Origin of the sequence: Agrobacterium sp. LY4, from assembly GCF_001526585.1 — a bacterium.
Lineage (GTDB): Bacteria > Pseudomonadota > Alphaproteobacteria > Rhizobiales > Rhizobiaceae > Agrobacterium > Agrobacterium leguminum.
On sequence record NZ_ASYA01000002.1, the window covers coordinates 50,906 to 71,480 of the forward strand.

The 20,575-nt window shown below is 60.3% G+C and carries 20 protein-coding genes and 1 pseudogene; 6 read left to right on the forward strand and 15 right to left on the reverse strand.

The window, feature by feature from the left end:
- Positions 1-130 precede the first annotated feature (130 nt).
- On the forward strand, positions 131-745 hold the full coding sequence (locus tag L904_RS05025; protein ID WP_020813474.1) for a TetR/AcrR family transcriptional regulator: 615 nt from the start codon (positions 131-133) through the stop codon (positions 743-745).
- 23 nt (positions 746-768) lie between these two features.
- Here the strand turns inward: L904_RS05025 and L904_RS05030 are convergent, their stop codons facing one another.
- The 12 genes from L904_RS05030 to hutC form a co-directional block, all read right to left on the reverse strand.
- The gene (locus tag L904_RS05030; protein ID WP_020813475.1) at positions 769-2,223 is read right to left on the reverse strand and encodes an NAD-dependent succinate-semialdehyde dehydrogenase; all 1,455 of its coding nucleotides are present in this window, start codon (positions 2,221-2,223) and stop codon (positions 769-771) included.
- 10 nt (positions 2,224-2,233) lie between these two features.
- Entirely contained in the window at positions 2,234-3,316 is a 1,083-nt protein-coding gene (locus L904_RS05035) for an ABC transporter ATP-binding protein (protein ID WP_020813476.1), read from the reverse strand.
- Positions 3,313-4,113, reverse strand: a complete 801-nt coding sequence (locus L904_RS05040) for an ABC transporter permease (protein WP_020813477.1) — start codon at positions 4,111-4,113, stop codon at positions 3,313-3,315. The genes L904_RS05035 and L904_RS05040 overlap by 4 nt, the downstream gene beginning before the upstream one ends.
- A gap of 1 nt (position 4,114) precedes the next feature.
- Positions 4,115-4,942 (reverse strand): ABC transporter permease, encoded by an 828-nt coding sequence (locus L904_RS05045; protein ID WP_371259443.1) that lies wholly within the window; start codon positions 4,940-4,942, stop codon positions 4,115-4,117.
- 108 nt (positions 4,943-5,050) lie between these two features.
- Positions 5,051-6,061: an ABC transporter substrate-binding protein gene (locus L904_RS05050; protein ID WP_020813479.1), complete on the reverse strand. Its 1,011-nt coding sequence runs from the start codon at positions 6,059-6,061 to the stop codon at positions 5,051-5,053.
- 57 nt (positions 6,062-6,118) lie between these two features.
- Complete coding sequence (locus L904_RS05055) at positions 6,119-6,433, reverse strand: NIPSNAP family protein (RefSeq protein WP_020813480.1); 315 nt, start codon at positions 6,431-6,433, stop codon at positions 6,119-6,121.
- A 4-nt stretch (positions 6,434-6,437) separates the two neighbouring features.
- Positions 6,438-7,904 (reverse strand): aldehyde dehydrogenase, encoded by a 1,467-nt coding sequence (locus L904_RS05060; RefSeq protein WP_020813481.1) that lies wholly within the window; start codon positions 7,902-7,904, stop codon positions 6,438-6,440.
- Between the two features lie 4 nt (positions 7,905-7,908).
- On the reverse strand, positions 7,909-8,949 hold the full coding sequence (locus tag L904_RS05065) for an LLM class flavin-dependent oxidoreductase (RefSeq protein WP_020813482.1): 1,041 nt from the start codon (positions 8,947-8,949) through the stop codon (positions 7,909-7,911).
- Positions 8,946-9,884 carry a flavin reductase family protein gene (locus tag L904_RS05070; RefSeq protein ID WP_020813483.1) on the reverse strand — a complete coding sequence of 313 codons (939 nt, stop codon included), beginning with the start codon at positions 9,882-9,884 and terminating at the stop codon, positions 8,946-8,948. Before L904_RS05070 ends, L904_RS05065 begins: the two co-directional genes overlap by 4 nt.
- On the reverse strand, positions 9,881-10,726 hold the full coding sequence (locus L904_RS05075; protein WP_020813484.1) for an alpha/beta fold hydrolase: 846 nt from the start codon (positions 10,724-10,726) through the stop codon (positions 9,881-9,883). The genes L904_RS05070 and L904_RS05075 overlap by 4 nt, the downstream gene beginning before the upstream one ends.
- Before the next feature lie 11 nt (positions 10,727-10,737).
- Positions 10,738-11,340, reverse strand: a complete 603-nt coding sequence (locus tag L904_RS05080) for an amino acid synthesis family protein (protein ID WP_003519589.1) — start codon at positions 11,338-11,340, stop codon at positions 10,738-10,740.
- Between the two features lie 277 nt (positions 11,341-11,617).
- Positions 11,618-12,358 (reverse strand): histidine utilization repressor, encoded by a 741-nt coding sequence (hutC, locus tag L904_RS05085; protein ID WP_003519590.1) that lies wholly within the window; start codon positions 12,356-12,358, stop codon positions 11,618-11,620.
- Between the two features lie 130 nt (positions 12,359-12,488).
- Here hutC and L904_RS05090 point away from each other — a divergent pair, with 130 nt between their 5' ends.
- From L904_RS05090 to hutH, 5 genes and pseudogenes are all read left to right on the forward strand, one after another.
- Positions 12,489-12,830, forward strand: coding sequence for a hypothetical protein (locus L904_RS05090; protein WP_020813485.1), 342 nt, complete (start codon positions 12,489-12,491; stop codon positions 12,828-12,830).
- A 101-nt stretch (positions 12,831-12,931) separates the two neighbouring features.
- Positions 12,932-13,969 (forward strand): ABC transporter substrate-binding protein, encoded by a 1,038-nt coding sequence (locus L904_RS05095; RefSeq protein ID WP_020813486.1) that lies wholly within the window; start codon positions 12,932-12,934, stop codon positions 13,967-13,969.
- Positions 13,970-14,064: 95 nt separating this feature from the next.
- Positions 14,065-14,921 (forward strand): annotated as a pseudogene (locus L904_RS05100) (ABC transporter permease).
- A complete protein-coding gene (locus L904_RS05105) occupies positions 14,914-15,744 on the forward strand; it encodes a glycine betaine/L-proline ABC transporter ATP-binding protein (protein WP_020813487.1) in 831 nt (276 codons plus the stop codon). Before L904_RS05100 ends, L904_RS05105 begins: the two are co-directional and overlap by 8 nt.
- Positions 15,737-17,245 carry a histidine ammonia-lyase gene (gene hutH / locus L904_RS05110; protein WP_020813488.1) on the forward strand — a complete coding sequence of 503 codons (1,509 nt, stop codon included), beginning with the start codon at positions 15,737-15,739 and terminating at the stop codon, positions 17,243-17,245. Before L904_RS05105 ends, hutH begins: the two co-directional genes overlap by 8 nt.
- Before the next feature lie 42 nt (positions 17,246-17,287).
- On the opposite strand, the gene L904_RS05115 is transcribed toward hutH, so the two are convergent.
- The 3 genes from L904_RS05115 to glnT form a co-directional block, all read right to left on the reverse strand.
- Positions 17,288-17,986, reverse strand: coding sequence for a GntR family transcriptional regulator (locus tag L904_RS05115; protein ID WP_020813489.1), 699 nt, complete (start codon positions 17,984-17,986; stop codon positions 17,288-17,290).
- A gap of 142 nt (positions 17,987-18,128) precedes the next feature.
- Complete coding sequence (purU, locus tag L904_RS05120; protein ID WP_020813490.1) at positions 18,129-19,013, reverse strand: formyltetrahydrofolate deformylase; 885 nt, start codon at positions 19,011-19,013, stop codon at positions 18,129-18,131.
- 193 nt (positions 19,014-19,206) lie between these two features.
- The gene (gene glnT / locus L904_RS05125) at positions 19,207-20,514 is read right to left on the reverse strand and encodes a type III glutamate--ammonia ligase (protein ID WP_020813491.1); all 1,308 of its coding nucleotides are present in this window, start codon (positions 20,512-20,514) and stop codon (positions 19,207-19,209) included.
- Positions 20,515-20,575 lie beyond the last annotated feature (61 nt).

The window sequence follows — 20,575 nt, forward strand, 5'->3', positions numbered from 1 at the left end:
AAGCATGCGCGCGCCTTCACAAAAATCGTTCCGGTTTTTGCGCCGGTGCTATAGGCAAACCCATTCTCTCATTTCCGCCAATCGCGACGGACAGAAGGGCACGCGTCAAAAAATAGAAGGATCCGGGGCCATGGCGAAAGCAAAACTGACACGTGCTGAACAGAAGATACAACGTCCGTTGCAAATTCTCGATGCCGCATTCGAGGAATTCACCAAAAGGGGATTTACCGCGACGCGGGTGGAAGACATCGCGGAAAGGGTGGGCGTGACGAAAGGAACGGTCTACGTCTATTTCGAAACCAAGGAAGCGCTCTTCGAAGCGATGGTCAAGCATGCCTCCCTTCCATTCCAGGAGGCGTTCAAGGCCTATACGCATACATCCGACGACCCGGTCGAGGAGCTTCGCCTGCTGCTGGAATTCCTGTTCGATGCACTCGTCGACAACAAGAAGATGCGGGAACTGTTCCGCTTGATCCTTGCGGAAGGCGCAAAATTTCCCGATCTCATCGACCAGCATCATGACACGTTGATGGCACCGGTCTTTACGCGCATCGATACGGTCCTCGAGGAAGGCGTCGCGAAAAAAAGGTTCAGGGCCAACCCTCCCGAACTCGCAAAAGTGGTGATGTCACCCATGGTCGGAACATTGGTGTTTCGGCTGATTTTCAACGACCGACGCATTCTGGACAGACAGGCCGTCCTGAAAATACATCTCGAGCTGATCATGCGGGGGCTGCTGGCATAGGCATCATTCTTCGCGGCCCGGCCTTAGCCGACGCCGCCGATGCAGACATATTTGAGCTCGGTATATTCCTCGATGCCGTGGCGTGAGCCTTCCCGGCCGAGACCCGACATCTTGACGCCACCGAAAGGCGCCTCGGCGGTGGAAATAGCCCCCGTATTGACGCCGACCATGCCATATTCGAGCGCCTCGGCAACCCGGAAGACCCGCGATAGATCACGCGCATAAAAATAGGAGGCGAGGCCGAAATCGGTATTGTTCGCCTGCGCGATCACATCCGCCTCATCCTCGAAGCGGAAGAGCGGGGCAAGCGGTCCGAAGGTTTCCTCACGCGCCACCTGCATGCCGGCATCGACATTGCGCAGGATCGTCGGCTCGAAAAAATTGCCGCCCAGTGCATGCCTCTTGCCGCCGATGGCAATCTCGGCGCCTTTCGAAAGCGCATCGGCAATATGGGCTTCCACTTTGGCAACGGCGTTTGCATCGATGAGAGGCCCGAGAATGCTTGCCCCCTCCAACCCGTTACCGACCTTCAATTGCGCGACGGCCCCTGCGAATTTTTCAGCGAAAGCACCATAGACGCCGCTCTGCACATAAAGACGGTTGGCGCAAACACAGGTCTGACCATTGTTGCGGAATTTGGCGAGGATCGCGCCCTCGACAGCAGCATCGAGATCGGCGTCATCGAAGACGATGAAGGGCGCATTGCCGCCGAGTTCCAGCCCCAGTTTCTTGATCGTCGGCGCACATTGCCGGTAAAGATGTTCGCCCGTGCGCGTCGAGCCGGTAAAGGTCAGAAGGCGGATATCCGGGCTTGCCGTCATTTCCCCGCCTATCTCGGCCGCTGGCCCCGTCAAAATGCTGAAAAGCGCAAGCGGCAGGCCGGCGCGCTCGGCAAGGATGGCAAGGGCGATGGCAGAAAAAGGCGTTTGCGGCGCCGGTTTCAGCACCACCGCACAGCCGGCGGCCAGCGCCGGGCCGGCCTTGCGGGTGATCATTGCATTGGGGAAATTCCATGGCGTGATGGCCGCAACCACGCCCACGGGCTGGCGAAGAACCAGAATGCGTTTATCCGGCTGATGGCCGGGCACTGTCTCGCCATGGATCCGCCGCGCCTCTTCTGCAAACCATTCGATGAAGCTTGCGCCATAGGCAATCTCACCCTTTGCTTCCGCCAGCGGCTTTCCCTGTTCCAGCGTCAGTATCATGCCGAGATCGTCACGGTTTTCCATGACGAGCCGGAACCATTCCTTCAGGATATTCGCACGCTCGCCGGCGGTGCGGCGGGCCCATTCCTTCTGGACGATCACGGCGGCAGCGATTGCTTCTCTCGTTTCCTTCGCGCCGAGTTCTGGAACCCGTCCGACGATCTCACCGGTCGCGGGATTGCGGATCGCCGCCGTTTCACGGCCATCGCAACCGATCCAGCGGCCGGCCACCGGCACTTTCTCGCCGAAGAGTGTGGGATCATTCAGATGCATGGCCCATCCCTCAACAGAAGACCTGCGCCGAGGCCGGATCGAAGGCGAGATGCACGAGGTCGCCACGGCTGAGGCCGGAAATCGCCTCATGGCCGAAAGGCAGGCGCACCGCAAGCGGCTCACCCGAGCCGGTATGGGCCACCACATGGACATTGTTGCCGAGGAAGGTGATGTCGCTGACAGTGGCCTGGAAACCGGCGGCGGCAACCGGCCGGTTGCGGCTGAGCTGCAGCCGCTCCGGGCGAAGCATCAGCGCCGCCTTCTTTCCCGGCGCGGCTTCGCCATGCATCGGAATATGATCGAAGACGATATCCCGGCCGAGCGACACCGTCGCCTTGCCGCCCGAGGCGGCGAGGAGATCGCAGGCGATGAAGTCGCTGTCGCCGATGAATTCAGCCACGAAACGGGTAGCCGGGTGAGCGTAAAGCTCCGGTCCCGTGCCGATCTGGTCGATAACCCCCTTGGAAAACACGGCGATCCTGTCGGAAAGACGAAGGGCTTCTTCCTGATCGTGGGTGACGTAGAGGATCGTCACTTCCGTCTGCTGGTGAATGCGGCGGATTTCGAACTGGATTTCTTCGCGCAGCTTCTTGTCGAGCGCCGAGAGCGGCTCATCCATCAGCAGAACCGGCGGATCATAGGCAAGCGCCCGGGCCAACGCCACACGTTGCTGCTGGCCGCCCGACATTTGCGCCGGTTTTCTGTCCTCGAAACCTTCGAGACGGACAAGCCGCAGCATTTCCTTCACCTTCGCATCGATTTCCGCCTTGCTCTTGCGGCGGACCTTCAGCGGAAAGGCGATGTTCTCACCGACCGACAGATGCGGAAACAGGGTGTAGCGCTGGAAGACCATGCCGATATTGCGCTTGTGCGACGGCGTCGACAGCAGGCTTTCGCCGTTCAGCAGAATATCGCCCGATGTCGGCTGCTCGAAACCGGCAAGGATATAAAGCGTCGTGCTCTTGCCCGAGCCGGACGGCCCGAGAAATGTCATGAACTCACCCGGCTGCACGTCGAGATTGACGTCCTGAACGGCAACGACCGGTCCGTATTGCTTGCGGATGCCGCGAATCTGCAGGAGTGGTTTGGTCATGTTTTCAGTCCTTTTCGCACAGCCGCGACAAGCAGCATGAGAATGATGGTCACCGCGATGAGAAGCGTGGAGGCGGCCGCAATAACCGGCGTCAAATCCTGACGCAGGGTCGCCCAGATTTTCACCGGCAGCGTCTGCAATGTCGGGCTTGCCATGAAGATCGCCAGCACCACCTCATCCCACGAGGTGAGGAAGGAGAAGATCGCCGCCGAAAACAGGCCGTGGCTGATGGCGGGAAGCGTGATGCGGATTTTCGCCTGCAACGGGCTTGCGCCGCACAGCACCGCCGCATCCTCAATCGATTTGTCGAAACCCTCGAGCGCGCCGGTCAACGCCAGAATGGAAAAAGGCAGCGCCACGACGAGATGGGCGATAACGAAGCCGGCGGTCGTGCCGGCAAGGCCAAGTTTCAGGAAAAAGGCGTAAAGCGCCACCGCCAGCACCACGACAGGCAGGATCATCGGCGTCATGAACAGCGCGCGAAGCGTGTTACGCCCGATGAAACGGCCGCGCACCAGCCCGAAGGAGGCAACAAGACCGATCAGCACGGACAGCACCGTGACCATGAGGGCGATGCGCAGGCTGGTCCAGGCGGCCTCCAGCCATCGCGGATCGGCGAAGAAATCCGCATACCATTTCAATGTCCAGCCGGGCGGCGGAAAGATCAGCCATTGCGACGAGCCGAAGGACAGCGCTGCGATGAAAACGATCGGCAGGACGAGAAATGCCGTCGTCAGCACCGTGATCAGGAGGAGCAGCCATTTCCAGAGGCCGAGGCTGTTATAGTTCAAAAGCATGTCAGCGCCCCCCTGCCCCGGCTGCGCCGAAAAATTTGAGCTGTATGGCGTAAAGCGTCAGCGTCACCACCAGCAGCAGCAGTGCGGCCGCCCCACCCATGCCCCAGTTGACCAGCGACTGGACGAATTGCGCGATGAGTTCGGCCAGCATCATGTTCGCCGTGCCGCCGAGGAGCGCGGGGGTGACGAAATAACCGAGCGACATGACGAAGACCATCAGCGCGCCGGAAATCATGCCGGGCGCTGCCAGCGGAATGAGGATGCGGGTCAGCGCCTGAAAGCGTGTCGCCCCGCACAGCGCCGCCGCCTGAAGAATGGCCGGATCGATCTTGCGGATGACGCCATAGAGCGGAATGATGATGAAGGGCAGCATGATATAGGTCATGCCTATCGTTACCCCGGTAAGATTATTGACCAGCGCCAGAGGCTGATCGATGATGCCGAGCCCCATCAGCGTCTTGTTCACCACGCCCGTGCGCTGCAACAGCACCATCCACGCATAGGTGCGCGCCAGAAGATTGGTCCACATCGACAGGAGCAATATGGCAAAGACGATGGAAGCGAGCCGCGCCGGCATGATGGCGAGCGTCCAGGCGACGGGAAAGCCGATCGCCAGCGACACGACAGTTACCAGCGCCGACACCGCGAAGGTATTGAAGAAAATCTTCAGATAGGTGGAGCTTCCCAGCAGGGCGGCATAGTTGCCCAATCCGAAAACGGGTTCGGTGACGCTGCGCGACAGCAGGATCAGAACCGGAACGACGAAAAACAGGACAAGCAGGACAAGCGCCGGCAGCGTAGCCGTAAAGTTGCCGGGCCGGAAAGGCATCCGCACCTTCGCTTTCGGGCTGACTGTTTCATCGGTAAGCGAGACCATGCCCAAACCTCCCGGACGTGGAAAATCGCGCGGGCGCTTGTCGCGGCCCGCGCCGTTATCTTACTTCGCCTGCCAGGCGTACCAGCGCTCGCCGATCTCATCGCGATGCTGCGCCCAGTAATTCATATCGGCGTTTACCTGGCTTTCCGTCTGCTGGTCCGGCAGGGTCTTGGCGGTTTCCGGATCCATCAGCTTGGCGGATTCGATATTGACCGGCGCATAGCCCGTCGCGGTCGCCATATCCGCTTGCGCCTGCGCAGAGGTGGCGAGCGCGATGAACTTCATCGCCGCATCCCTGTTCTTCGTTCCCTTAGGAACGACGAGGGAATCCGCCGCGGTGATGTTCTGCTGCCAGGAGGTCTCCACCTTCACGCCGCTTTTTTCAAGCGCCGTCATGCGGCCGTTCCAGACGCTGCCGAAAGGCGCTTCCGCAGATGCAATCAACTGCTGCGACTGCGCACCGCCGGACCACCAGATGATATCGGATTTGATCGTATCGAGCTTCTTGAAAGCGCGGTCGAGATCGAGCGGATAAAGCTTGTCGGCGGCCACGCCATCGGCCAGAAGGGCGGCTTCGATCACACCCGGCGCCGACCATTTGTAGAAGGTTCGTTTTCCCGGAAATTTCGCGGTGTCGAACAGATCGGCCCAGCTCTTCGGGCAGGCGGCCACGGCATCGACATTGCAGCCGATGACGAAGGAATAATAAAAGCTGCCGACGGAGTAGTCCGTCACGAAGCGCGGATCGAGCTTAGTCTTGTCGATGACGGCAAAATCGAGTTTTTCCAACAGGCCCTTCGGGCCGGCCTGCGCGGCATAATCGCCCTCGACATCGACCACATCCCAGGTCACGCCGTTCGCCTCAACCATGGCTTTCAATTTGCCGTAGTCCGTCGGGCCGTCCTGCACCACGTTAATGCCGGTCGATACCATGAATTTTTCAGCCCAGGCCGCCTTCTGGGCGTCCTGCGTGGTTCCTCCCCAGCTGGAGAAAACCAGATCATTCGCCTCAGCAGATGCACCAAGGGCAAAAAGAGCGGCGCATGTCGTCAATACCAGTTTCAATTTCATGTTCCCTTACTCCGTTTTAGAGCTTCTTGTTGGTATGCACGTCGCGAACGGCGCATTTCACCCCAGCGGTGAAAATCGCGCCGGTTTCATGATCTTGTTTTCGGCGACTTCGATGAGGTCGCGGATTTTCGGAAGGAAGGACAACCAGCGCGGATCGGCCATCAGCCGTGCGCGCCGTTCCTCGCGGTCATCCAGGCTCGAAAAGGCCCAGATATGAACGATCTCATTGATCGGGCCGATCTCGGAGAAGAAGTAACCCACCAGTTCGCCGAGATGGCTCTTCTGGATTTCGATGCCCTCTTCCTCGACCACCTTGAGGTAGGCGGGGATGGCGCCGTTCTTCAGCCGATAGGTGCGGATTTCGTAAAACATGGGCTCACCGCATCACGAAGGGATCGGGGATCGGATCATCGGAGGTGCGCAGCCATATGGTCTTGGTGCGCGTGTAATCGAGCGCCGCCGCAAGCCCGCCCTCGCGTCCGTCGCCCGACAGGCCGAATCCGCCGAAAGGCGCAATCGGCGAAACCGCACGGTAGGTATTCACCCAGACGATGCCGGCCCGGATCGCCTTCATCAGACGGTGGGCGCGCGTCAGGTTCTGCGTGAAGACACCGGAGGCAAGGCCATAGACCGTGTCATTGGCCAGCGCGATGGCTTCCGCTTCGGTTTCAAAGGAAACGACCGAGAGGACGGGGCCGAAGAACTCTTTCTCCATCGATGGGGAACGAATGCCGTCGCAATCGAGAATGGTTGGCCGATAGAAATAACCGTCGCCGTCTACAGGCGCACCGCCTGTGACAACCTTGGCGCCCGCGTCCACGGAGGCGGAAACCAGAGAAACGATATGCTTCCTCTGACGCTCCGTCGCCAGCGGGCCTACTTCCGTCGCCATATCCAGCGGCGAGCCGATGCGGATCACCTCAGCCTTCGCCTTCAGAATCTCGAGGAACCGATCCTTGACGCTTCTTTCGATGATCAGCCGCGAGCCGGCGACGCAGCTCTGGCCGGTCGCGGCGAAAATTCCCGCCACCTGCGCATTGGCAGCACTTTCGAGATCGGCGTCGGCAAAAACGAGGATCGGCGATTTGCCGCCGAGTTCCAGCGAGGTGGAAGCGAGGTTTTCAGCCGAATTACGCACGATATGACGCGCCGTTTCCGGGCCGCCAGTAAAGGCGATATGGGCCACCTTCGGATGGGTGGTGAGCGCCGTGCCGCAGGACGCGCCGAAGCCGGAGACGATATTGACCACACCGGCGGGAAAACCGGCTTCATGCACCAGCCGGGCAAATTCCAGAAGGGGTGCCGGCCCATCTTCCGAGGCCTTGACGACGATGGTGCAGCCGGCGGCGAGTGCGGGACCGATCTTGACGGCGGCGAGAAACAGCTGGCTGTTCCACGGCACGATGGCCGCCACGACGCCCACGGGTTCACGCCGCAGCCAGACATCCATATCCGGCTTGTCGATCGGCAGATAGGCGCCCTCGATCTTGTCGGCCAGACCCGCATAATAACGATAATAATCCGCGACATAGGCAATCTGCGCGGAGGTTTCCCGAATGATCTTGCCGGTATCGCGGGTTTCGAGTTCGGCAAGCGTCTTCGCATTTTCAGCGACCAGATCGGCGAGCCGGTAGAGCAGCTTGCCACGCTGTGTCGCCGTCAGTTTCGACCAGCCTGCATCTTCGTAAAGCGCCCGATGCGCGGCTTCGACCGCACGGCCGACATCCGCCTCGCGGCTTTCCGGCATTTCGGCCCATGCAGTGCCGCTTGCGGGATCGAGACTTGTGAAACGCGCCTCGCCATCTTCGAAACGTCCGTCGATATAGCACTGGAAACTGCGCATCGCGTTACTCCCCGAAAGCCGGCATGACATCGGAAAGGAAGCGCTCCAGCGAGGCCTTCTTACGCTCGAAGCTCATGCCCGTATCGATCCAGAAGGAATATTCGTCATAGCCCATGGCCTCGTAAGCTTTAAGCCGGCTAATCACCTCATCGGCATTGCCGACGACATTGTTCTTTCGCATGACATCGGTGGAAAGCATCGCGTTGGCGGCGATGTCTTCGGGCGCAATACGCTCGATCAGCCCCTGATGGATCGGCTTTTCGTTTTTGAACCAGGCGAAGAAGTAATTGTAATAGACGCTCATCTCATGCGCCGCCTGAGCGATATCGGCTTCATCGGAACCGACATAGGTGTGGCGGAGCAACATGATTTTCGGCCGCTGTTTTTCCGGGTTCTTGGCGCAGGCATCGTTGAAGCGGCCCATCAGGGTTTCCACCTCGTCATCGCCCTGCCAGAGTGGCGTCACCTGCACGTTGCAATCATTGGCGACAGCGAATTCATGCGAATTCGGATCGCGCGCCGCCACCCAGATCGGCGGGAAGGGCTGCTGCAATGGCTTGGGAGCGGAGGTGGTGGCCGGAAATTTGTAGAACTCGCCGTCATGCGCATAGTCCCCCGCCCACACACCTTTGACGGCCGGGATCAGCTCGCGCATGCGCTGGCCGGCGCCCCAGGCATCGAGACCCGGAAGCAGCCGCTCATATTCAAACGAGTAAGCACCGCGCGCGATGCCGATATCGAGACGGCCATCGCAGATGAGGTCGGTCATCGCGGCTTCGCCGGCAAGCTTGATCGGATGCCAGAAGGGCGCGATTACCGTTCCCGTGCCGAGACGCGCCGTCCTGGTGCGCCGGGCAAGATCGGCGATCGTCACGAAGGGGTTCGGGGCAATGGTGAAATCCATGCCGTGATGTTCGCCGGTCCAGATGGCATGCATGCCACCGCGATCGGCGATTTCGCAAAGCGTCACAAACTCTTCGTAGAGCGTCTTGTGATCCTGCGAGGCGTCCAGCCGTTCCATATGGACGAAGAGGGAGAATTTCATGGATTTGCCGCCTTCATCGAGATGGGATGGACCCTGCCGGCAGTCTCGTTACCGACATAGACACCGAAATTGCCGATTGAACTTTCCAGCGCGAACCGGTTGACAATGTCCGCGGTCGCGCCGGAGTCGAACTTTGCCGAAGCTAGCGCGCCGGGCAACAGAAAACGGCCCTGGCGCGGCGCATCGTCCCCATCCGCAAGCGCGTGGTAGACGATGTGCTGACGCCCATCCGCCTTGTTTTCATAAACCGAGTAAAGAAAACCCGTCCTGACCGTCAGTCCGGTCAGCTCTTCCAGCCGCGCCGTCAGCGCCGCGACCGGATCGCCGCCCGCCACGACGCAGCCGGGCAGCGACAGCACATCCTCCCCGACGAGGTAAATCTCACCGCGCCGCTCGAGAACCGCGCCGACAGCGATTTCACCCTCTGCCGCAGCCGAAAGCGCCTTGGCGGCCAGCATCGGCGTGAAGTAACCGCCGCGCGCATAACCGAGGCCGTTCAGGCCGCTATTGTCGAACGCGTCGATGCGACCGAGCAGAATGACGTGGTCTCCGGCCTCGATAACCTCCTGCATCGAACATTCGAACCAGGCTGCAACATCGGCAAAGACCGGTGAGCCTGCCGGCGCATCCGACCAGATGGCGGCGGCAAAACGGTCTTCCACCGGCCGGGCGAACGTATTGGACAAATCCTTCTGGCCTTCCGACAGAATATTGACGGCGAAATTTTTCGCACCGGTCATCGTCGCGAAATTGCGCGAGGTGCGGGCAAGGCAGATCAACAGCAACGGCGGATCGAGCGAAACGGAGGTGAAGGAATTTGCGGTGAAACCCACCGGCTTTCCGGCTTCGTCGCGGGTGGTAACGATCGTCACCCCCGTCACGAAGGCGCCGAATGCGTCGCGCAGGGCGCGCGGGTCCAGGGTTACAACGGTCATTGCGGCTCCTCCTCTAAAGCCAGCCATTCGGCCATCAGTGCATTGACGGTTTCGGGTGCCGTCAGATTGACCATATGCCGGTGCGCCTCGACGATGCGGGCATAACCGCGCGGCGTGATCGCCGCCATCTGTTCCGCCATCAGGGGCGTGGAGTTCGGATCGTCCGAACCGGTCAGAAAAAGCGCCGGGCAGGCAACCGAAGGCCAGCGGTCGGCATAGGTCTCGTCCCCGCCCGCAAAGGCGGTATAGGCGACCGCGTAACCTTCCGGATCGACCATTTCCAGCCAGCCTCGCGTCAATTCCCGCGCGTGCCGGCTTTTCAGATCATCGCCGAACCAGCGCAGCAAGGGGCCTTCCTTGTCCACGCCCGTGGTGCGGATCGCCGCGGCGCGCGCAAGCACCGCCGCCTTCGCAACGGGGTCGCGGCGATAAACACCGTTCAGATACCCGACACGCGCTATGCGATCTCCAAGCGTCGCGGCTGCCCCGCCGGAAATCAGCGCACCCATGGAATGCCCCGCGACATTGGCGCGCTCTATCCGCATGTCGTCGAGAAACCGGCCGAACCAGCCGACGAAATCCTCAAGAGTGCTGCCGGCCGCCAGACGTTCGCTGCCGCCGTGGCCCGGCATGTCCACCGCGATGACGCGGTGCGTTGTCGAAAACACCTCGATCTGCGGCGTCCAGGCTTCGAGCCGCATTCCAACACCGTGGATGAGGATCAGATTCTCGCCCGCGCCGGCTTCGAAATAGGCGGCCCCGCCTCCGGTCGTTTTCCGGGGGAGCGTGGCGGCGCCTGCCTTTGCACCATTGACCCGTGAAGTGTCGGCGACCCTTTGCATTGGCGTTCGCCTCAAACGCCGGCCGGATTGGCGACATCCTGACCGAGATCCTTCAGATCCTGATATCGGTCGCCGATGCGGTGGTGCGGCCGGCCGCCAACGGAAGCACCGAGCGCGACCACGATCTCGTCGGCGGCCGGAGCATCGGGAATGGCCGTCTGGATCGTCAGATAATGCGAACGGCGACCTTCATCATTCTTGTCCATCAGCGGGATCATGATCGGCGCATTGCCGGGGCCGCGCGTGTTGCAGAAGGCGAGATAGGATTTGGCGCCGACCGCCTGACGATAGTGATTGCCGAAGCGCAGCGTATGGATGAGCGCGGAAGCATGTTCGATCTCACCATCCAGCCCCACGACGGCCGCCTTGCCATAGGCCTCCACCGCCTCGCCGGAACCGACAGCGTCAAGGATCATCTTTGTCAGTAATTCGCCAAGCACCGGCGCGCCTGCGTGAATTTCCGGCTTCAGATCAGCCACGAAACCTTTGCCCGCCCACGGATTTTTAACGACCGCAATGGCGGCGAACAGCTTCAACGGCGCTGCGGCAGCCTTGCCCCCCTCAATCAACGTCGTTTCGACCTGCAGCAGGGTCTTGCGGATCTGGATGGACATCAGCGCTCTCTCCGTAAATATGATGGCTTATGGTATGCCATAATATATGACTGTCAAGTACCGTAATCCCGCAAGGGCGAGCAGTTGAATTTTGGGGATTGTCGTCGCCGACAAGTCGAGCGCTATGGGCAACCGATTGCACTTGGCAAGCAACGATTGGAGGCGGGAAAATGGGGCAGATTTGACCGGGGCGTCATCAGCCGGGCTGGATGCGCAAGTGGCCGCCTTATACGGCGATAATGTTCCGGAAGATCAGGGCAGCCGAGGCCGGCGGCCTCTATTCCTGACTTTCAAGCCGATATCGGGAACCGGGATAGAGCAGCCGTACGGACGTGACGGCGCGGCTCGATGACCAGGTTCTGCGGCGCACGAGAAGGCAGGGCTCGTTTCGGCTGATGGCCATCAATTTGCATTCCCAGGGCTGGGGCGATGCGGCCTCGATGAATTGCTCGGTCCGGGAAATGGGTGCGGCCGCCGTCAGATAGGCATTCGGGGTGAGCGTATTGAAATCCTGCATCAGATAATCGGGAGCGATCTCCGCATTGACGAAGCGATCTTCAAGCTGGATCGGCACATCGTCTTCGTGGTGCACGATGATGGAGTGAAAAACCTTCGCCCCCACGGCGATCTCCAGCGCCGTTGCGAGATCGGGACCGCAAACTTCCGTCTGGGCGAGGATCAGGCTCGGCCGATGCGTCGAACCGCGCTCCTTGATCTCGTCGGCGATATTGCGCACGCCCATCATGCCGGCGCTTCGCTTTTTCGGGGCGACAAAAGAGCCGCGCCCCTGCACGCGAACGATCACCCCCTCGGTTGCCAGCTCCCGCAGCGCGCGGTTTGCCGTCATGCGACTGACACCCAGCATGTCGACGATCTCGTTTTCGGAGGGTATCCTGTGGTTCGTCAACCACTCGCCGCTGGCGATCTTTTCCTTGATCTGTTCTTTCACCCGCTCATACAGCGGCAGGGAGGAGCGATCGCCCGAGACAGGAAACTCGTTTTCAGTGACGGGCAGCATTGAAACTCCTAAAAATCAGGCGACTGCACAAAACGCAGCCAGAATCCGCGCAAGCACAAAATTATCACATCCTATCTTGCTTGTCTTTCGCAAATGTGTGAAGTTACATATACAACTTGAGGGGAAAATAATGGCAAGCGAAGACTCGATCTCCAGCGGCCGCAAGTCTCCCGCCGATGGTCGGGGCGATATTCGAGTGCCCGCCCAGCGCAACGGCAGGAGCTGCCATACCGATGCCGAAGCCATGTTTGGTGGCTTGGCCGGGCAATATGCGCTGAAAGACCGCCCTTGCCAGAACCCGCCAACCGCATGCGCCTTCGACCCGACATGGCCAATGCGCGTGAAGCATATGAATTTCTCAAAGTTGTATAGTGAACTTCCGACACGCCGCTCCAGGGTAAACATCGAATTCCATATTGATTCGACGAGTGCCCGGCCGCCGATTTCGACGGGACATGAAATGCACCAATGACCGCCGGGCTCAGGGATAGACATCTACCCAGGGCACGCCCGGCTGAAACCACAAAACGCATGCCAGCAACTTGCCAATCATCAAACCAAAAGGGGAATGCAATGCTGAATTCAAAGCTGAAAATCGCGCTGGCCACCACCGCGCTCATCATGGGAGCCTATGCCGGGTCCGCGAAGGCGGAAGGCTATTGCGCCGCTGGAAAGACCATCACCTTCGCCGGCATCGACTGGGAAAGCGGTGCTTTCATCACCGAAGTCATGAAGGAAATCCTCTCCAAGGGCTATGATTGCAAGGTCGATTCCATTCCCGGCAACTCCGTGACGCTGGAACAGGCGACCGCCAATAACGACGTGCAGATCTTCGCTGAAGAATGGATCGGCCGCTCCGACGTCTGGAACAAGGCTGCGGAAGCCGGGCAGGTAACATCGGTCGGCAAGACCTTCGTCGGCGCCGCCGAAGGCTGGTTCGTGCCGGAATATCTGGTCAAGGGCGACCCGGCAAAAGGCATCGAAGCCAAGGCTCCGGACCTGAAGAGCGTCGACCAGCTTTCCGACCCGAAGATCGTCGAGCTGTTCAAGGATCCGGAAGAGCCGACCAAGGGCCGCTTCCTCAATTGCCCCTCGGGCTGGACCTGCGAAGGCGTCAACACCGCCAAGCTGCAGGCCTACAAGCTGGAAGCAAACTATGTGAACTTCCGCCCCGGCACCGGCACCGCTCTCGACGCCGCAATTGCCGCCGCCTATCTCCAGGGCGAGCCGATGCTGTTCTATTACTGGAGCCCGACGGCAATCATGGGCAAATACAAGCTCATCCAGTTGCAGGAGCCGGCCTATAGCGACACCTGCTGGAAGGAACTGACGAGCGCCGATGGAAAGCGCGACGCCGGTTGCGCCTTCCCCTCCGTCGAGGTGGCCTATGGCGTGAACAGCACCTTTGCGAAGGAAGCGCCGGACATCATCGCGATCCTTGAAAAGGCGACATTCCCGCTGACCGAGATCAACTCAAGCCTCGCCTACATGACCGACAAGCAGGTCGATGCGACAGCCGCCGCCAAAACCTTCCTTCAGACCAAGGCCGATATCTGGGGCAGCTGGGTTTCTGCGGACGCCAAGGCGCGTATCGAAGCCGCCGTCAAGTAAACATCGCAGGCGCGCCGGGCTTCCGGCGCGCATTTTCCCGTCAGGACAGGGGCCGGCTCCCGGAAATGGGGTCGGCAGGCGCGAGGACGACACCAATGTTTCCTGAAGTTTTCCATATTTCCATCCGAGGCCCGATCAATGAGATCGTGCGTTCGCTGGTGGTGAATTACGGCTCCGTTTTCAAGGCGATATCGCAGACGATCCTGCAGGCGATCCTCTTCGTGGAATGGGTGCTGCGCGGTCTGCCGTGGTGGGTCATTTTTCTGGTCTTCCTGGTGCTCGCCTGGTTCGCGGCGAAGAAGATTTCGCTCGTCATCATGGTGGCGGTGATGCTTTTCATCGTCGGCGCGCTCGGTCTCTGGGACCTGACGATGCAGACGCTGGCGCTGATGCTGATTGCCAGCCTCATCTCAATCGTCATCGGCGTGCCCATGGGCATTCTGCTTGCCAAAAGCGAATGGGCGCGGCGCATCACCCTGCCGGTGCTCGACGTCATGCAGACCATGCCGAGCTTCGTCTATCTCATTCCCGCCATCATGCTTTTCGGCCTCGGCAAGGTCCCGGCCGTGCTTGCCACCATCGTTTACGCCGTGCCGCCGCTGATCCGCCTGACCGATCTCGGCATTCGGCAGGTGGACCGGGAATGGTGGAGGCGGCGACCGCCTTTGGCGGCAGCCCGCGACAAATCCTCTTTGGCGTCGAATTGCCGCTCGCCACGCCCACGATCATGGCCGGCCTCAACCAGACGATCATGATGGCGCTCTCCATGGTCGTCGTCGCCTCGATGATCGGCGCGCGCGGCCTCGGTGAGCAGGTGCTGAACGGCATCCAGACGCTCGATGTCGGCAAGGGCCTCGAAGCGGGCCTCGGCATCGTTATTCTCGCAATCGTGCTCGATCGTATCACCCAGGGTTTTGGCCGATCCAGCCGGAAGGAAATGGGCAATGACTGATATCCATATCCGCAACGTGTCCAAGATCTTCGGCGGCAACTGGAAGGCCGCGCTCGCCATGGCGCAGCAGGGCGCGGAAAAGAGCGACATTCTGGCAAAGACGGGATGCAGCGTCGGGCTAGACAATGTCAGCCTCGATATAGCGGGCGGGCGCATTTTCGTGATCATGGGCCTCTCCGGTTCCGGCAAGTCGACGCTGGTGCGCCACATCAACCGCCTTATCGAACCGACAAGCGGCGAGATTCTCGTCGGCAACGACAATGTTCTCGCGCTGAAACCGAAAGATCTGCGCGACTTCCGCAACCGGCGCGTCAGCATGGTGTTCCAGAATTTCGGCCTGATGCCGCACCGCACCGTGTTGCAGAACGTCGTTTATGGCCAGCGCGTGCGCGGGCTAACCAAGGCCGACGCGCGGCCCATCGGCATGAAGTGGATCGAGACCGTCGGCCTTTCTGGCTATGAGGACAAGTTTCCGCACCAGCTTTCCGGCGGCATGAAGCAGCGTGTCGGCCTCGCCCGCGCGCTCGCCGCCGATACCGACGTCATCCTGATGGACGAGGCCTTTTCGGCGCTCGACCCGTTGATCCGCGCCGACATGCAGGATCAGTTGCTGCAGCTCGAAAAGAACCTGCACAAGACCATCGTTTTCATCACCCACGATCTCGACGAGGCGCTCCGCATCGGCGCGCAGATCGCGATCCTGAAGGACGGCAAGCTGGTGCAGGTGGGAACACCGGACCAGATCCTCAACAGCCCCGCAAACGATTATGTCGCCCGTTTCGTGGAGCGCCGCACGGGTGCGGGAGAAGGCCAGCATGGCTGATACGATCACCATCGATCGTCCCCTCACCTGGCAAGAGATCGCCGCTGTTGCAAAAGGCGCGACGCTTTCCCTGTCGGATAAAGCGTGGCGGCGCATTGCCGAAGCCCGCGCCATCGTCGATGCGCTCGTCGAAAAACGGGTGCGCGGTTACGGCATCAATACGGGTGTCGGCGCACTCTGCGATGTGATCGTTGACATCCCGCAGCAGCAGGCCCTTTCCCGCAATATTATACTCAGCCATTCCTGCGGCGTCGGAGAACCGCTCGGGCGCGAAGAAACGCGTGCCATCATGGCCGCCCAGATCAACAACTTCGCGCATGGTTATTCCGGCGTGCAGGTCAAAACGGTCGAAGCGCTGCTCGCCCTGCTGAATGGCGATATTCTTCCCCTCATTCCATCAAAGGGTTCGGTGGGTTACCTCACCCATGCCGCGGCCATAGGGTTGGTGCTGATCGGCGAAGGCAAGGGCCGACATCGGGGCGAGTTGATCGGCGGCAGGCAGGGGCTCGAAAAGCTCGGCCTCGAACCCATGGTTCTGCAGGCGAAGGAGGGGCTCAGCCTCGTCAACGGCACACCCTGCGCCACCGGCCTCGCCAGCCTCGCGCTCGCCCGCACGACTTCGCTCCTTGACTGGGCCGATGCGGCAGCGGCGATGAGCTATGAAAACCTCGGTACGCAGGCCGATCCCTTCGCCGCAGGGCCGCTGGCACTGCGCAACTCGCCCGGCATCCAGACCGTCGGCGCAAACCTGCGCCAGCTTTTGGCGGCAAGCCCGCTTCTTGCCCGGTCGGCCGGATCGCGCACGCAGGATCCGCTAAGCCTGCGCGCCGTGCCGCAGGTGCATGGCGCCGTTCGCGACAGCGTTGCGCAGATCGCGGACGTCGTAAACCGCGAGCTCGCGAGTGTCACGGACAACCCGGTCGTCGGCGGCACGCCGCAGGCGCCCGAGGTCCATTCCCAGGCCCATGCTGTCGGTGCGGCGCTCGGGCTTGCCATGGATGGGCTGGCGACGGCCGCAGCCGAACTTGCGGCGATTTCCGAGCGGCGTATCGACCGGCTCGTCAACCCGCTTGTCAGCGGGCTGCCCGCCTTTCTGGCGGAAAGTGACGGTGTCTGTTCCGGTTTCATGATCATCCAGTACACGGCCGCAGCGCTTGCCGCGGAAAACCGCCGCCTCGCCGCCCCCGCCAGCCTCGATGGCGGCATCACCTCCGCATTGCAGGAGGATATATTGACTCACGCCACTGCCGCCGCCGACAAGACGCTTTCGATTATCGGCAATCTGGAAACCATTCTGGCGATCGAGATCATGAGCGCCGCGCAGGCTTACGACATGCAGCCAGACGAAGCCGGCCGTGCGCCCGGCACCGATACGTTCTACCGGCGTGTCCGGACGGCGGTGCCATTTTACCGCGACGACCAGCCGCTCAACGATCTGGTAGCTGCCGTTCGGGAAATGCTGCAAACCACGCTTGCGGGGATAGGTGCCGACGCAGTTTGAATGCTGCGCTGGAAATTTTAGCCGCACACGATGCGGAAGAGGTTACTCTTTGCCGGTCTTCTGGGCGATGAGAACGGCTTCCGCAATCGCGCTTGCGCTCGCAACATGGTCCAGAGCCGCCTTGTAAGCGGCGTCTCCATCCCCCTGCCGGATGGCTTCGACGATCTTTTCCATTTGTGCCGGACCTTCGGTATCGCGGCTTTTCGTCTTGATCGTCATCGAACGAAGATGGTTGATCCGCACCGTCAGCAGGTTGACGACGCCCCAGGCGACATGACGGTCGATCTTGCTGAACAGCGTCTGATAAAAGGACGAGGTATGCGCCAGAACGCCCGGCATATCCCTTTCGACATAGCTTTCGCGGATATGACTGAGCGACGTTTCGAGCGCTTCCACGATGGCAGGATCGCGGCGCTCCGCACAAAGGCGCGCCGCCATTCCTTCCAGCGCACCGCGAATTTCATAGATCTGCTTCGCCTCATCGAGATCGAGCATCGCGACCATCGGGCCCTTGTTCGGCAAATTCGCCACCAGCCCCTCGGATTCCAGATGCCGCAGGACCTCACGAACGATGGTGCGGGAAACGCCGAGCTGGGCGCAGAGATCCCGCTCGACCAGACGGTCGCCCGGGCGGAAATAACCGTTCACGATGGCGTCACGGACCTTGTCGAGCGCGAGCTCCCTCAGCGTCTTTGTCGGGCGCTCAACGCGAATGGCAGTTCCGTGCGAAGCATCTGTCATGGTATCACCTCGTTTGACACCTCCCGTTTCGTTGCAACACAGTTACGAACAAAGCGGGAAATGGCTTTTGTATTATGGCGTACCAGCTTATTTAGCGCCGTGCTCTGCTTAACGCAACATCAGCACGGCTCACGCAGAATGCTCATCCCATTCTTTCCGAAGCGTAAGAGCCGGGACCGGGGGGAAACACCACCGTTCGGCTGCCGTTCAGGAATACACGACGGTGAATATGGGCGTGTATGGCACGCGCCAGCACCTGCGCCTCCACGTCGCGGCCGAGCGACACGTAATCCTCGGCCGACTGGGCATGGGTGATGCGCACGGTATCCTGCTCGATGATCGGTCCCTCATCCAGATCGGCGGTGACATAATGCGCCGTCGCGCCAATCAGCTTCACACCGCGCTGATAGGCCTGCTTGTAGGGGTTGGCCCCCTTGAAGGACGGCAGGAAGGAGTGGTGGATATTGATGATCCTGCCCGACATCGCCTCGCACATCCTGTCGGAAAGCACCTGCATGTAACGCGCCAGCACGATGAGTTCCGCACCCGAACTTTCCACGATCTCCATGATCCGGGCTTCGGCCTGCGGTTTGTTCTCTTTCGTTACCGGAATGTGGTGGAACGGAATGTCGTGATTGACGACGACCTTCTGATAATCGAAATGGTTGGAAACCACACCGACAATATCGATCGGCAGCGCCCCGATGCGCCAGCGGTATAGCAGGTCATTGAGGCAATGGCCGAAGCGCGACACCATCAAAAGAACCTTCATCCGCTCTGCCTGGTCGTGCAGCGCCACCTCCATGCCGAATTTTTCCGAGATCGGAGCAAGCCCGGCCATCAACACGTCGCGTGTCGCACCCTCCTCGGAAATGAAACCCACGCGTATGAAAAAACGGCCGGTGCCGAGATCGTCGAATTGCGAACTGTCGACGATGTTGCATCCCTTCTCAGCGAGAAAGCCTGAAAGGGCGGCGACAATACCGCGGGTGGATTTGCATGTCACTGTCAGGACGAAGTTCGTCATCTGGCACTCTTTCTGTCATCGATAAAGCATGTCTCCCAAAAGTGTGCAGCGGTTTTGGAACCAAGACATGCTTAAAAACAAAGATCTAAAGCGCGCGGCATGAACCAGATTGGACGCGACGCGCTTTAGCGAAAAACCCCGCGCTTTTGATCAGCGCGGGGAAAAGCCGCGAGGGCGGCGGGGAAAACCGGGCTTAGACGTCGAGGGTGGTCTGATGCTCCCATGCGGTGAATTGCGAGCAATAGCTGTTCCACTCACCCTGCTTGAGCTTCAGATAGGCCTTGGAGAATTCAGTGCCGAGCGCCTGCTGCAATTCCGCATCCTTCTCATATTCGCGCAGCGCATCGAGAAGGTTAAGCGGCAGCTTCGGTGCATCCGTGACCTTGTGGCCCTCGCGATACATGTCGATATCGTAGTGCGGACCGGGATCCGCCTTGGAGCGGAGACCGGAAAGGCCGGCGGCGATGATGATGGCCTGCAGCAAATAGGGGTTCACGGCTCCATCCGGCAGGCGCAGCTCGAACCGTCCCGGCCCCGGCACGCGCACCATATGGGTGCGGTTATTGCCGGTCCAGGTCACCGTATTCGGTGCCCAGGTCGCGCCGGAAATGGTGCGTGGTGCGTTGATACGCTTGTAGGAATTGACCGTCGGATTGGTGACGGCCGCAAGCGCCGACGCATGTTTCATGATGCCGCCGAGAAACGTCTTGCCCTTGGCCGACAGACCGAACGGCATTTCCCTGTCGGCAAAGGCGTTGACCTTGCCGTCGAGGTCCCAGACCGAAATATGGGCATGGCAGCCATTGCCGGTCAGGCCCTTGAAAGGCTTCGGCATGAAGGTGGCGCGCAGCCCGTGTTTTTCGGCGACGGATTTGACCATGAATTTGAAGAAGGAATGTTTGTCTGCGGTCTGCAGCGCGTCGTCATATTCCCAGTTCATCTCGAACTGGCCGTTCGCGTCCTCATGGTCGTTCTGGTAGGGCTTCCAGCCCAACTCCAGCATGTAGTCGCAAATCTCGGCGATCACATCATAACGGCGCATCACCGCCTGCTGGTCGTAGCAGGGCTTTTCCGCCGTGTCGTATTCGTCGGAAATCTTCGCACCATCCGGCGAAATCAGGAAAAATTCCGGCTCCACGCCGGTCTTGACCCTGAGCCCTTCGCTGGCCGCTTCAGCGATGAGCTTTTTCAGCACCACGCGCGGCGCCTGCTCCACCGGCCGATCTTCCATCACGCAATCGGCGGCGACCCAGGCGACATCCTTTTTCCATGGAAGCTGGATGACCGAAGAGGCGTCGGGCACGGCGAATAGATCGGGATGGGCGGGCGTCAGATCGAACCAGGTGGCGAAGCCCGCAAAACCCGCGCCATCCTTCTGCATATCGGCAATCGCTTCTGCGGGAACCAGCTTGGCGCGCTGGCCGCCGAAGAGATCGGTATAACTGATCATGAAATATTTGATGCCCTTTTCGGCAGCAAATTTGGAGAGGTCCAGTGTCACGTCATTCCCCTTTTTTGAATATCAGACACTTCATCGAAAAAAGACGGGCACATCCTCCCAA

Coding starts and splice junctions, on each gene's coding strand:
- L904_RS05060 (WP_020813481.1), bottom strand. CDS start 7,904: ATGCGCAGTTTCCAGTGCTATATCGACGGACGTTTCGAAGATGGCGAG.
- L904_RS05095 (WP_020813486.1), top strand. CDS start 12,932: ATGCTGAATTCAAAGCTGAAAATCGCGCTGGCCACCACCGCGCTCATC.
- L904_RS05115 (WP_020813489.1), bottom strand. CDS start 17,986: ATGACAGATGCTTCGCACGGAACTGCCATTCGCGTTGAGCGCCCGACA.
- L904_RS05065 (WP_020813482.1), bottom strand. CDS start 8,949: ATGAAATTCTCCCTCTTCGTCCATATGGAACGGCTGGACGCCTCGCAG.
- purU (WP_020813490.1), bottom strand. CDS start 19,013: ATGACGAACTTCGTCCTGACAGTGACATGCAAATCCACCCGCGGTATT.
- L904_RS05040 (WP_020813477.1), bottom strand. CDS start 4,113: ATGCTTTTGAACTATAACAGCCTCGGCCTCTGGAAATGGCTGCTCCTC.
- L904_RS05075 (WP_020813484.1), bottom strand. CDS start 10,726: ATGCAAAGGGTCGCCGACACTTCACGGGTCAATGGTGCAAAGGCAGGC.
- L904_RS05090 (WP_020813485.1), top strand. CDS start 12,489: ATGGCAAGCGAAGACTCGATCTCCAGCGGCCGCAAGTCTCCCGCCGAT.
- hutC (WP_003519590.1), bottom strand. CDS start 12,358: ATGCTGCCCGTCACTGAAAACGAGTTTCCTGTCTCGGGCGATCGCTCC.
- L904_RS05050 (WP_020813479.1), bottom strand. CDS start 6,061: ATGAAATTGAAACTGGTATTGACGACATGCGCCGCTCTTTTTGCCCTT.
- L904_RS05025 (WP_020813474.1), top strand. CDS start 131: ATGGCGAAAGCAAAACTGACACGTGCTGAACAGAAGATACAACGTCCG.
- L904_RS05080 (WP_003519589.1), bottom strand. CDS start 11,340: ATGTCCATCCAGATCCGCAAGACCCTGCTGCAGGTCGAAACGACGTTG.
- L904_RS05055 (WP_020813480.1), bottom strand. CDS start 6,433: ATGTTTTACGAAATCCGCACCTATCGGCTGAAGAACGGCGCCATCCCC.
- L904_RS05105 (WP_020813487.1), top strand. CDS start 14,914: ATGACTGATATCCATATCCGCAACGTGTCCAAGATCTTCGGCGGCAAC.
- hutH (WP_020813488.1), top strand. CDS start 15,737: ATGGCTGATACGATCACCATCGATCGTCCCCTCACCTGGCAAGAGATC.
- L904_RS05070 (WP_020813483.1), bottom strand. CDS start 9,884: ATGACCGTTGTAACCCTGGACCCGCGCGCCCTGCGCGACGCATTCGGC.
- L904_RS05045 (WP_371259443.1), bottom strand. CDS start 4,942: ATGCCTTTCCGGCCCGGCAACTTTACGGCTACGCTGCCGGCGCTTGTC.
- L904_RS05035 (WP_020813476.1), bottom strand. CDS start 3,316: ATGACCAAACCACTCCTGCAGATTCGCGGCATCCGCAAGCAATACGGA.
- L904_RS05030 (WP_020813475.1), bottom strand. CDS start 2,223: ATGCATCTGAATGATCCCACACTCTTCGGCGAGAAAGTGCCGGTGGCC.